A 12605-nucleotide genomic window follows, 5' to 3' on the forward strand; every position below is an offset into this window, starting at 1 on the left:
ATCCCGATTTTGCATCCATATGCGTTTCCCCCGCCGATGACAGGGAGGGAATTTATAAAGATGAGGCTTCAGCCCCCATTCGGCTTCGGCTCTGACGGAGGCTGCGTGCCGTCGGCAGCCGGCTTCGCGTCGTCGAGACCGTTCGCAATTTTTTGCAGGATTCTTTCGAGATCCTCCGGCTCGGGATTCGAATCCTTGGCGTGGTTCCATTGGAACTTCGCCTCGTCCCGACGCCCGACTCTCCAGTAGGCATCACCCAGATGGTCATTGATCACCGGATCGCCCGGCTTCAATTCCACAGCCTTGTCGAGCTCGCGAACGGCGTCTTGATATTTGCCAAGGCGATAATAGGCCCAGCCGAGAGAATCGATGACCATGCCGTCGCGCGGTGCAAGCTCGACGGCGCGCGTGAGCATCTTGAACGCCTCGTCGATATTCTGGTTCTGATCGACCCAGGAATAAGCGAGATAGTTCAGCACCTGCGCCTTCGCAGATGGCATGCTGTCGGGCACGAGATCGAGCGCCTTCTTCATATCAGGCTCACCCTTCTCCCATTGCTTTGAACGCTCGTAGGAAGAGCCGCGATAGAAGAAGAGAATCCAATGGCTGCGATCGGGAGTGCCTATGAGTTGGATGGCCTTGCCATACGTCTCGGCGGCGGCTGCGAATTGCTTGCGCGAGCGCTGCACGTTGCCGAGCGCCATGACGACTTCGACATCGTCCGGACGCTCCTTCATCAGGTTTTGAAGATAAGCGACGGCCTCATCCCCGCGCCCCATCAATTCAAGATTTTGTCCGATGGCGATATCGGCGCTCGGGCGCACCGGCTCGTTCTTCGGCACGTTCGCGAACACCTCGTTCGCGCGGTCATATTGCTTCAGCTTCTCGTAGAGATCGCCGAGGGTCACGAGCGCGAGCGAGTGATCGGGATTGAGATACAGGCCGAGACGCAGATAGATGATCGCGGTCAGCTCGTCGCCCTGCCCACTACCGACGACACCGAGACCATAGAGCACTTCCGCCGCCCCATCCTGCGCCGAGGAAATGGTGGACTTCAGCGGTTTGCCGGATTTGATCGCATCGACCGATGCGCGGACAATCGGATGGCGCGGAAGCGCTTCCTCGAAGGTCTGATAGATCGCAAGCGCCTCGTCCTTGCGACCGCGCGAGGCCAGGAAACGGGCATAGGCATCGACGATCTGAAGCGTGTTGCGCCCGTTCTCATAGGCCGACTTGAAGCGCTTTTCAGCCTCGTCGTTGTTGCCGGTAAACTGGGCGATCAGGGCAGCGTGATATTCGCGAAACTGGTTGAAGGCTTGCTCATTCTTGAGCTTGTCCACCAGCGCCAGCGCTTCCTTGCCTTTGCCGGCACCGGCTTGCGCCCAGGCGGAAAGAAGGGTCGCCGTAATGTCGGCCGCACGGCCACGCCCGCCCTGATTCAGGCTGGCACGAGCTTGAGTATATTTATTCGCCTTTAGAGAGCGCACGCCCAAGGTGAACTGCGCAAGCCCGTTCGCCGGATTGCGCGCCACCAGACGCTCGGCAGCCTTGAAGGAGTCCGGCATGGCGCCGTTGGCAAGAAAGGCCACGAAGGCCCGCTCCAACAATTCCTGATTACGCGGATCACCCTCGACCGCATGGCGGTAAAACACCGTCGCGGCGTCCGTATCGCGCGCCATACCGGCCACATAAGCCGCGAGGAAATTACCCTCGAGCGTAGCGGCGGGATGAATGGGTTCCTTGGGATCGGTATTGACGGCAAGCGCGGGCAGCGCCGCAAGACTCGCAAACGACAGCACAAGAACAGACAGGCCCCGGCGGACCGAGGTCGATTTCACATTTGGCACGAAGCGCGGCTCCAATCATCGCGACATCTCGATGGATGCGCGCCAATTCAGGCCGGAGAATGGCCGTTCCGCGCCGCGTCGGCAAGGGCGACTTTGCCGCGTTGCGACATTCTTTTTCAGAAGTGGCGGGATCGCGACCCAAAGAGCCTTGCACCCAACGGGGAAATACTCGCCGGCCGTTCCCTCCCCCTTGTGGCGAGGGCTAGGGTGGGGGTGTCGGCGTGACGCTGGTTCGATGGCGGCGCTGCACCCCACCTCCTACTCCTCCCCGCAAGGGGGAGGAAGGCAGGGGCGCCCGTCACATATTCACGTAATTCGGCCCGCCTGTGCCCTCGGGCGTCACCCAGTTGATGTTCTGGTTGGGGTCCTTGATGTCGCAGGTTTTGCAGTGGACGCAGTTCTGCGCATTGATCTGGTATCGCAGATCCGCCCCCTCCCCGACCCATTCGTAGACCCCGGCAGGGCAATAGAGCCGGGACGGGCCACCGAATACGTCGTGCTCGGAGAGCTTCTGCAACTCCGCATCCAGCACCTGCAGGTGCGGCGGTTGGTCTTCCTCGTGATTGGTGTTCGAGAGAAAAACTGAGGACAGCTTATCGAAGGTCAGGACGCCGTCGGGCTTCGGGTAAGTAAGCGGCTTTACCTCCGAGAGCGGCTTGAGGGTCTCGTAATCGGCCTTGCCGTGCTTCAGCGTGCCGAAAAGGGAGAACCCGGCGATCTGGTGGAGCCACATATCGAGGCCACCGAGCCCGACGCCGATAGCGGTGCCGAATCTCGACCAGAGCGGTTTGACGTTGCGGACGCGGTAGAGGTCCGTCCCGATGGCCGACGAGCGCCAAGCCTCCTCATAGGTGGCAATCTCATCATTCGCCCGCCCGGCCTGAAGGGCGCCGAAAACGTGGTCGGCACACAACATGCCCGATAGGATGGCATTGTGGCTGCCCTTGATGCGCGGCACGTTCACGAAACCGGCTGAATCGCCCACGAGGCAGCCACCAGGGAATGTGAGACGCGGCACCGATTGCCAACCGCCCTCCATGATGGCGCGCGCTCCGTAGCCGATGCGCTTGGCGCCCTCGAACACGTCCCGAATCATGGGGTGCGTCTTGAACCGCTGGAATTCATCGAAGGGCGAGAGGGTCGGGTTCTTGTAGTTCAGATGAACCACGAAGCCGACCGAGACGAGATTATCGTCGAAATGGTAGAGCCACGAGCCGCCACCCATATCGTTCTGAAGCGGCCAGCCCATGGAATGTCGCACGAGACCGGGCTGGTGCTTATCGGGCTTCACCTGCCACAATTCCTTGATGCCGATACCGTATTTCTGGTGATCGCTGGTTCTGTTGAGCGCGTAGTGGTCGACCATCCGCTTGGTGAGCGAGCCGCGCGCTCCCTCCGCGAAAATCGTGTATTTGGAGCGCAATTCCATGCCGCGCGTGAAGCTGGCATTGGGCTCGCCGTTCCGGCCGATGCCCATGTCGCCGGTGGCGATGCCCACCACCTTATCCTCCTCGATCAACACCTCGGCCGCCGGGAAGCCGGGATAAATCTCGACACCGAGCTCCTCCGCCTTGCGACCGAGATAGCGCGTGACATTGCCGAGGGAGCCTATGAAATTGCCGTGATTGCTCATCAGCTTGGGCATGAACAGGTTCGGCACGCGCACGCCACCGGCAGGGCCGAGATAAAGGAACTCGTCCTGTTGGACCCTTGTATGAAGCGGCCGCTCGGGATCCTGGCGCCATTCGGGCAAAAGAGCATCGAGGCCGATAGGATCGATGACCGCGCCGGAGAGGATATGCGCTCCGACCTCGGAGCCCTTCTCCACGACGACGACCGAGAAATCAGCACCCTTCTCAAGAGCGATCTGCTTCAGCCGGATGGCGGTCGCCAAGCCGGCAGGCCCGCCGCCCACGACAACGACGTCGAATTCCATGGATTCGCGGGCGGGCAGTTCGGCCATAGACTTTCTCCTGGTACGCTCGATGCCGAAGAGGCAGATAGTTCATGTCTGAACTATTTACTGGAACTTCTCAAGTGAACGCTTGGGCAAGCTTGGATTTGTTTCATTCAGGAAATTGCCATGTGCGGCAAGAGGCTTCCTAAGTTGTCCACGCCCGCCAACCTGCTTAAACTAAGGGGACCATGGCAGAACAGTTCCCCGATAGAGCCACTTTGGAGGCGATCCTCGACTACTATGTCGAGGCAGGGGTGGATCTTGCCCTCGACGAAGAGCCGCACGACCGGTTCAGCGAGATCGCGCCGCCACCACCAGCCCCGATTGCGCGGCCAATCGAGCCTTTGCGCGAACCCGCGCCTCTGCGCGCCATGCCGCAGGCCGCAGTCGCTCCGGAAGAGGCTGTCGTTCAGGCGCGCGAACTGGCCCGTCACGCAAAATCGCTCGAGGAATTGGAAACGATCCTGGCCGGCTTCGAGGGTTGTTCCTTGAAATCCAGTGCCAAGAACCTGGTGTTCTCGGACGGCACGCCTCAGAGCCGCGTGATGCTGGTCGGCGAAGCGCCGGGCGCGGACGAGGACCGGATCGGCAAGCCATTCGTCGGCCGCTCCGGCCAGTTGCTCGACCGCATGCTTGCCGCCATCGGGCTCGATCGCAATCAGGTCTACATCGCCAACGTGGTGCCCTGGCGTCCGCCCGGCAACCGCACGCCGACACCGCAGGAAGTGGCGATCTGCAAGCCCTTCATCGCGCGCCAGATCGAGCTCGCGAAGCCCGACTTCCTCATCTGCCTCGGTGGTCCCGCCGCGCAGAATCTTCTCGACGTGAAGGACGGCATCCTGCGCACGCGCGGACGCTGGTTCACCTATCGCACCGAAGAGGGGCGCGATATCCGCGCGCTGGCGACCCTTCACCCTGCCTATCTCCTGCGCCAACCTTTGCAGAAGCGTCTGGGCTGGCGAGATTTCCTGGCCTTGCGACGCGCCTTGAACGGTGAAACAAGCCCTGGCGAATAGCATTCCGCGTTTTCTCGCTATGCAAAGGCAAGGAGGCGCATCTCGCTAAAACTGTTTGCGACAAAGCATGGCAGGAACCTCGCAAGCCCTCGCGGATTTGATAGGTTGCCGGCTCCGACCTGACTGGAACGAAGATGCGCTGGGACGATTTCCGAACCTCTGAGAATGTGGAAGACCGACGCGGATTGCCTATACCCGGCGGTGCGGGTGGTCTCGGCATCGGGACCATCGTGATTTTGGGCCTCATCGGCTGGGCGCTGGGCATCGATCCGCGCCTTCTGATCGGCGGAGCGGAGATGCTCCAGGGCGACGGATCGGGCTATCAGCAACAGCAGCAAGGTAAAACCGGTACGCCGCAGGATCAGGCGGGCCGCTTCGCCGCCGCTATTCTCGGCAATACGGAGGATGTGTGGAAAGAGGTTCTGCCGCAGCAGGCGAACCGGCAATACCAAGCACCCCGACTCGTCCTGTTTTCAGGCGCGACGCGCTCCGGCTGCGGCGCCGCGCAATCGGCCATGGGGCCGTTCTATTGCCCCACCGATCAGACCGTTTATCTCGACCTCTCTTTCTTTCAGGACATGCAGACCCGCTTTCGCGCCGGCGGCGATTTCGCCTACGCCTACGTGATCGCGCACGAGATTGGACACCATGTCCAAAACCAGCTCGGCATTCTCACCCGCGCGCAGTCGCGCCAACGCGAGGTCGGGCAACCGGAAGCCAACCAGATTTCGGTCCGCACGGAATTGATGGCCGATTGCCTTGCGGGCGTTTGGGCAAACCGCTCGCAACAACGCTGGAACGCGCTTGAACCAGGCGACATCGAAAAAGCCGTCGCCGCCGCACAAGCCATCGGCGACGACCGCTTGCAGCGCCAGACACAAGGTACTGTTGTCCCGGATTCCTTCACTCACGGCTCGTCTGAACAACGCGTGCGTTGGCTGACGACAGGATTGAAGACCGGGCAGGTTCAAGCTTGCGACACGTTCCGGGCGAGCAAGTTGTAAAAGCGCGCGCGGCAGCCTCACCCTGAGGCGAGTGCCTGAAAGCATCGGATGAGGTTTGGTGCTTGCAATTCGGTGCAGAGCATCGGAGGCTCATCTCATTCACTTACGCAGGGCCTTTATGTCCACCAACGACGCTTATCCCTTCGTTCCCCTCTCCATCGCCGTTCTCACCGTCTCAGATACGCGGCGGATGGAAGACGATCGCTCCGGCACGCTGCTCGCTGAGCGCTTGACGCAAGCCGGGCACAAGCTCGGCGACCGCGCCATCGTCACGGATGATCTCGAAGCGATCCGGGCGAAGGTGAAGGCGTGGGTTTCCGATCCCGCCATCGATGTCGTCATCACCACGGGCGGCACAGGCTTTACCGGACGCGATGTGACGCCCGAAGCCATCGAGCCCTTGTTCGACAAGCGTATGGACGGCTTCTCGGCGCTTTTCCATCGCATCTCTTACGACAAGATCGGCACCTCGACGATCCAGTCGCGTGCAACGGCAGGTCTCGCCGGCACGACCTTCGTCTTCGTGCTGCCGGGTTCACCCGGCGCATGCAAGGATGCATGGGACGACATTCTCGCAGGGCAGCTCGATTATCGTCACCGTCCCTGCAATTTCGTCGAAATCATGCCGCGCCTCGACGAGCATTTGAAGCGCACGAAATTGAAGGTGTGATCTCTCAAGGCATCGTGAAGCGATGTGTTGAGAGATAGATGTCGAGCGCCTCGATATCCTGTCCGGCACTTGCCAACCCCACATGCCCGTCGGGCCGCACGAGATAGAGCCCGTCTTTTTCCAGTTGCGCTTTTTCGGCCGCATGGCTCCACGCGAAAACATGCAGCGGAATGCGACGTTCCTCGGCCGCTTTTTTCAGCGCATCGCTCGCCACGCCATAGACATGGATTTGCCAATCGAGCGATGTCAGCGGCGCGAAATTGCCGCTCGGCTCGACCCATGGCAAACGGTCTCCGCCGTCGACGCCACCCGCGCGACCAATGCTGACCGCACTGCCGCGATAACTGATGCGGATCTGCGAAAGGATTTTGAACAGCAACCGTCGCATCGCAGAAAATCTGAGAGCCAACGGAACCACATCCGGCAACAGAAAGCCGCGAAAGAGGCGGCCCGGAACATTGCGGTTCACCATCGCCTGAAACGCGCTGTCGGTCGTCGTCACGAGGCTGCGCGCGAAGGCGATGCGCTCCGGCTCATAAGTGTCGAGAAGCGAAGAATCCGCGCGACCTTGCAACACATGCGCCAATTTCCAGGAGAGATTCACTGCATCACCGATGCCGGTGTTCATTCCCTGCCCGCCCGCCGGCGAATGAATGTGCCCCGCATCGCCCGCGATGAAGGCCCGGCCGCGCGCGAAATGTCCCGCCACGCGATGATGGACATGATAGAGCGAGAACCAATTGAGTTGATCGACCTTGATACCGAATAGCCTTTCGATGATCGGCTTCAGATCCTCGAAGGTGATGTTTTCGCGATCCTTCACCTCGTCCGGAATGATGCCGATCAATCGATGCATGCCCGTGCTGCGGACCGGAAGAGCAAGGCAGAAGTCCTTGGCATTGAGGCACATGTTGAGGCCGCCACCTGCGGCCTCGCCTGTCGCGTGCGCATCGGCGACATAGAATGTCTGTTCGTAAGAGCCACCTGGGAATTCGAGATCGAGGCCGTGCCGCACGGTGCTATGCGCACCATCGCAACCGCACAGGTAGGACACCTCGCAAACCTCGTCGCGGCCACCTCGCCTCACGGTCGCACGCACCACAGCTCCATCGTCGACAAAGCCGATGAGTTCGGTGTTCCATTCGACGGCGACACCGAAATCGTGCAGCTTCTGATTCAGGAATTTTTCGTGGTCGTCCTGCGGATAACTGAGGACGAAAGGATAGGGGCTCAGGCCCTTGCCGAAATCGCCGACCGGAACATCCGCGATGTGTCGGCCCTCATCCCATAGATGCAGCGCATCCATCTTGATACCGCGCTCGACCACCTCATCGGCCATGCCGAGCTGTTGATAGAATTCGAGAGTGCGCGCATGTACCGCCATGGCGCGTGAAGCCTGGCCAGGACCCGCATGACGATCGATAATGCGAAGCGGAATGCCGTGACGCGCCAGACGCAAAGCGAGGACAAGGCCTGTCGGCCCTGCTCCGACGATCATGACCTGTGGTGCCTTCATCGCCCTCTCCGCCTTGTCTTATCAACTAGGCGGTAACGGGCCTTCGTCCACCAGAGGCCGCTCAGGAAGCGGCCGCGCGGGAACGCTCGGTAAAGAATGGATCGCGCTCGATGAAAGCGGCAAGGCTCACGGTCGAACGGGCCTTCACCTGGCCGAGCAGCACCTGTTTGTGAACAAGATCGCCAGCTCGGCTCCGGTCACCAGCGACGAATGCCCGGACGAGACCGGTCACTCCGGCAAACAGACCGGACGACTTCCGCTTGAGCTTTCCGGAACGGTCCGGTCGTCCGAAGGCTGCGAAACGCTCCAGGGTGTTGATCCAGCCCTCAGCCAAAACATCGCCGTCGTCGAGGCACAAGAGCCAGTCCCGACGAGCGATCTGTGCGCCCTGTCGCCAGGGATCCTTAGCAGCAACGATGAGCTCGGCCCCCGCTGCGTCGACCACGGCGGCAATAATGTCGTCAGGGCCATCGGAGAGGATGACGGCATCGCCCACGAGCCCCGCCGCGACGGCGGGGACAAGGGCGCTCAAAGTGACGGCCAAGGCCTCTGGCCCGTGCCTCACCCGAATAAGGACGCTGATCATAGCCGGCACCATAAGGCGGATCGGCAAAAGGGGAAACGGCATTTTCGGCATGCCCCGTCGTAAAGCATTGAAACAGTAAGCGATCTTCCCCCCACCAGGATGCTTCATGTTGCCGCCCTAAAGACGCCTTGATTTCGTTCTCTTTTTGTTCTTTGTTCATCAAATGTTCCATGCAAGATTCGGTCGAGGTTCCCATGCCCGTGCCCACTTCCGCAAAGACGCCCCTTTCGACCACCGGCTTCTATCTCGGCAAGGAGCCGCGGTTTCGTCCGCTCGAAGCCAAGCGGGAACCTGCGAAACAAGCATCGCCCTCATCCGCGGGAAAGCTCTCCGATTCGCCTCGCCCCCGCCCGGTGTCGGTAAGCCCGGCAGAGGCAACGGAGGCCGCCCGGCAGCGCGCGATCGATCCCGCCTACCGGGTCGAGGCCGAACGTAGACGTGGGCGCGGATCCGTCTCGAACCCGACGGGGCGCTACGAAGTCGCCCAGCGCGAGGCCTTCGATGATGGTTGGGACGTGGAAGAGGAGGTCGCGAACCTCGCCACCGAAGTCATCGTGGAGAAGCCGCGCACCATCATCTCGAAGAACGATTCGCCGGATATCGGCTTCGACCAGTCGATCAACCCCTATCGCGGTTGCGAGCATGGCTGCGTCTATTGCTTCGCCCGGCCGACCCACGCCTTTCAAGGGTTGTCCTCCGGGCTCGATTTCGAAACCAAGATCTTCGCCAAGCCCAGCGCGCCCGACCTTCTGCAAAAGGAATTGTCGGCGAAGAACTATGTGCCGAAGGTCATCGCCATGGGCTCTAACACCGATCCCTATCAGCCGCTGGAGCGTAAGCTTCGCATCACGCGCGGGATATTAGAGGTGCTCAACCGCGCCAATCATCCGGTCGGGATCGTGACCAAATCGGCGCTGGTGACCCGCGACATCGATATCCTGACCCAGATGGCGGACCGACAGCTCACCAAGGTCGCGATCTCGATTACAACCCTCGATCCCAAGCTCGCCCGAAAGATGGAGCCTCGCGCGGCTTCGCCCGCAAAGCGTCTGGAGACGGTGCGGCAGCTTGCCGAGGCAGGCATCCCCGTGAGCGTGCTCGTCGCGCCGATCATTCCGGCCATCAACGACCACGAAATCGAGGCGATCCTCAAAGCCGCCTATCAGGCAGGTGCCCGAGAAGCGGGCTACGTTCTGCTGCGCCTTCCCTATGATCTGAAGGATCTCATGCGCGACTGGCTCGTGGAGCATTACCCGGACAAGCTGAAGCACGTCTTCTCCATTCTGCAGGACGCACGCGGCGGCAAGGATTACGATTCCGAGTGGGGCGTGCGGCAAAAGGGCGTCGGCCCCTTCGCCTGGATCACCGGCCGCCGCTTCGAGGCAGCGACCGAACGCCTCGGCTTCAACAAGAGCCGCCTCAAACTGCGCACGGACCTCTTCCAAGCGCCGGCGAAGGATGTGGGACAGCTGTCACTGTTTTAATGGCCGCGCGTCGAGCCACGCCTAAGAGTAGCAAAGCGGCCCCTCAGACCTCATCCTGAGGAGCAGCCGCAGGCTGCGTCTCGAAGGAGGTTCCAGCGTACTCTGGAAACGCCTCGCCCTTCGAGACGGCGCTGACGCGCCTCCTCAGGGTGAGGCTGTGTGGCGCTGTCTGTCTGTTCGTTGCAACTAAAGCCTACGTGATTAATGGCTGCGGCGAAGGCGCGGAGGTGACAAGCGCGCCTCTTTCGCGTTCATCATCAAATGATGACGATCACGATTCGCCAAACCTCGAAGCCGGGTCTGCGCTTCAAGCACGAGCGCGCGTATCACGCGGCGGGCTATCGCTGCGTCGCCGGTCTCGACGAGGTCGGGCGTGGGCCTTTGGCAGGTCCCGTGGTCTCCGCCGCCGTGGTGCTCGACCCGAAACGGGTTCCGAAGGGGCTGGATGATTCGAAAGTCCTCACGGCAGCGCGGCGGGAGGAGTTGTTCGAGGAAATTCTGGCGACGGCGGAAGTCGGCATCGCCTCCATTTCCCACGGCGAGGTCGACACCATCAATATCCGGCAGGCCTCACTGCGTGCCATGGTCCGGGCGCTCGCCGCCCTGCCCTGCAAGCCGGATCTGGCGCTGGTCGACGGCAACGATCCACCGAAACTGCCCTGCAAGGTCGAAACCTTCATCGGCGGCGATGGGCTCATCGCCTCCATCGCGGCCGCCTCCATCGTCGCCAAAGTCGTGCGCGACAGGCTCATGACGCGGCTCGGGGCGATCTACCCCGTCTACGGATTCGAGACCAATGCTGGGTACAGCACCAAAGGGCATCTTTCGGCGATTGCGAGCGACGGTCCGTGCCCGTTTCATCGCTTAAGTTTTTCACCCTTTCGCCAAGGGTTACTGGATCTGTAACCGACCTTAACGGTCGTTAACTCGAAAAACGCAATAAATTCAATATGTAGGCAAAGTTTGCCGACCTAAAAAATTCGCATTTTTCGCGCCTCTTAAACCACATCTTTACCTTAACGACCGCATGATCCGGATTGTCAGTTGCGTAACCGGTGATCACCCATGGGTACCTCGCGTACCGGGGCCGCTGGCGCCGCCTCCCGGATCAGTGTCTCGCGTACCGGGCGGACCGCGCCAGCGCCTCGGACGGGGCTCAAGAGCCCCCTCTCCGTCTCAGCCCCACTCCCTCTCGACCAAATTCTCCTTGGCGATTGCATCGCCAATCTGGAGAAACTGCCGGCCGAGAGCGTGGACGTGGTCTTTGCCGACCCGCCCTACAATCTCCAGCTCGAACAATCCCTGACGCGCCCGGACCACAGCCTCGTGGACGCGGTCGATGACGATTGGGACAAGTTCGCGAGCTTTGCCGATTACGACGCCTTCACCCGCGCCTGGCTTCTCGGCGTGCGCCGCGTGATGAAGAAGAACGCGACGTTGTGGGTCATCGGCTCCTACCACAACATTTTCCGCGTCGGCGCGGCTTTGCAGGATCTGAATTTCTGGCTCCTCAACGACATCGTGTGGCGCAAGGCCAACCCGATGCCGAACTTCCGGGGCCGCCGCTTCACCAACGCGCACGAGACCATGATCTGGGCCTCGAAAAGCGCGGACGCGAAGAACTACACCTTCCATTATGAAGCGCTGAAAGCCGGCAACGAAGACGTTCAGATGCGCTCGGATTGGCACCTGCCCATCTGCACGGGTGACGAACGCCTTAAAGGTGAGGATGGCCGCAAGGTTCACCCGACCCAGAAGCCGGAAGCCCTGCTCGCACGCATTCTTCTCTCTTCGTCCAATCCCGGCGACGTGGTGCTCGACCCGTTCTTCGGCAGCGGCACGACGGGCGCTGTCGCCAAGAAACTCGGCCGCCACTTCATCGGTCTCGAACGCGATCCGACCTACGCCAAGGCAGCGCGGGCCCGCATCGATGCGGCTGAGCCGCTCTCCGATGTCTCCATCGCCGCCGCACCGGAAAAGCGCGCGGAAGTCCGCGTGCCGTTCCTCGCCCTCATCGAAGGCGGCCATGTGAAGCCCGGCGAAGTGATGGTGGACGAACGCCGTCGCTACACCGCAACCATTCGCGCGGACGGCACGCTTGCGCTCGGCGCCATCGTCGGCTCGATCCACAAGGTCGGTTCGCTGGTGCAGGGTCTCCCCTCCTGCAACGGCTGGACCTTCTGGCATGTGGAACGCGACGGCAAACTCGTCTCTATCGACGATTTCAGGACGAAGGTCAGAGCGGAACTCGCGGCCTGATCGGCCCCCCAAGCAGTCCTTTGAAACGCCTTATCCATCGGCCGTGACGAAACCCGTCACGGCCGATTTTGCTTGAAACGCCCCCTATCGGGCAGGCCGCAACCCTTCACCTTACGTTACGTAAGTAACGTGAACGGGCGGCCAACTCCCTGAGAACAAGAGGGAACACACATAAGCCTGTGGGGTACCTGGGCGAAGTTGGCGGGCTGCATTGCGGGACTTTGCGCATGAATGTTCGGGACATCGTCCCCTCCCATGCGAAGTTC

General features: G+C 61.2%; 10 protein-coding genes. 6 read left to right on the top strand and 4 right to left on the bottom strand.

Annotation, left to right across the window (positions count from 1 at the left end; all coding sequences use genetic code 11):
* Positions 1-68: 68 nt before the first annotated feature.
* The gene (locus AB4072_RS02790; protein WP_441965374.1) at positions 69-1847 is read right to left on the bottom strand and encodes a tetratricopeptide repeat protein; all 1779 of its coding nucleotides are present in this window, start codon (positions 1845-1847) and stop codon (positions 69-71) included.
* 298 nt (positions 1848-2145) lie between these two features.
* Positions 2146-3810, bottom strand: a complete 1665-nt coding sequence (locus AB4072_RS02795; RefSeq protein ID WP_441965375.1) for an electron transfer flavoprotein-ubiquinone oxidoreductase — start codon at positions 3808-3810, stop codon at positions 2146-2148.
* Positions 3811-3992: 182 nt separating this feature from the next.
* Between AB4072_RS02795 and AB4072_RS02800 the strand changes: the two genes are divergently transcribed.
* The 3 genes from AB4072_RS02800 to moaB all read left to right on the top strand — a co-directional run bounded on the left by AB4072_RS02800 (position 3993) and on the right by moaB (position 6494).
* The gene (locus AB4072_RS02800) at positions 3993-4820 is read left to right on the top strand and encodes a uracil-DNA glycosylase (RefSeq protein ID WP_441965376.1); all 828 of its coding nucleotides are present in this window, start codon (positions 3993-3995) and stop codon (positions 4818-4820) included.
* A 134-nt stretch (positions 4821-4954) separates the two neighbouring features.
* Positions 4955-5824 (top strand): KPN_02809 family neutral zinc metallopeptidase, encoded by an 870-nt coding sequence (ypfJ, locus tag AB4072_RS02805; RefSeq protein ID WP_441965377.1) that lies wholly within the window; start codon positions 4955-4957, stop codon positions 5822-5824.
* A gap of 118 nt (positions 5825-5942) precedes the next feature.
* Entirely contained in the window at positions 5943-6494 is a 552-nt protein-coding gene (gene moaB / locus AB4072_RS02810; protein WP_441965378.1) for a molybdenum cofactor biosynthesis protein B, read from the top strand.
* Positions 6495-6498: 4 nt separating this feature from the next.
* Here moaB and AB4072_RS02815 read toward each other — a convergent pair whose 3' ends face one another.
* Together AB4072_RS02815 and AB4072_RS02820 are read right to left on the bottom strand one after the other, a co-directional pair.
* Positions 6499-8010: an FAD-dependent monooxygenase gene (locus tag AB4072_RS02815; RefSeq protein ID WP_441965379.1), complete on the bottom strand. Its 1512-nt coding sequence runs from the start codon at positions 8008-8010 to the stop codon at positions 6499-6501.
* Positions 8011-8071: 61 nt separating this feature from the next.
* Positions 8072-8638, bottom strand: coding sequence for a glycosyltransferase family 2 protein (locus AB4072_RS02820; RefSeq protein ID WP_441965380.1), 567 nt, complete (start codon positions 8636-8638; stop codon positions 8072-8074).
* 152 nt (positions 8639-8790) lie between these two features.
* Here AB4072_RS02820 and AB4072_RS02825 point away from each other — a divergent pair, with 152 nt between their 5' ends.
* From AB4072_RS02825 to AB4072_RS02835, 3 genes are all read left to right on the top strand, one after another.
* Positions 8791-10080 (top strand): PA0069 family radical SAM protein, encoded by a 1290-nt coding sequence (locus AB4072_RS02825; protein ID WP_441965381.1) that lies wholly within the window; start codon positions 8791-8793, stop codon positions 10078-10080.
* 264 nt (positions 10081-10344) lie between these two features.
* Positions 10345-10986 carry a ribonuclease HII gene (locus AB4072_RS02830; RefSeq protein ID WP_441965382.1) on the top strand — a complete coding sequence of 214 codons (642 nt, stop codon included), beginning with the start codon at positions 10345-10347 and terminating at the stop codon, positions 10984-10986.
* A 159-nt stretch (positions 10987-11145) separates the two neighbouring features.
* Positions 11146-12339 (top strand): site-specific DNA-methyltransferase, encoded by a 1194-nt coding sequence (locus AB4072_RS02835; RefSeq protein ID WP_441965383.1) that lies wholly within the window; start codon positions 11146-11148, stop codon positions 12337-12339.
* Positions 12340-12605: the final 266 nt, after the last annotated feature.

Origin of the sequence: Microvirga sp. 2MCAF38 (assembly GCF_052115485.1) — a bacterium.
GTDB lineage: Bacteria > Pseudomonadota > Alphaproteobacteria > Rhizobiales > Beijerinckiaceae > Microvirga.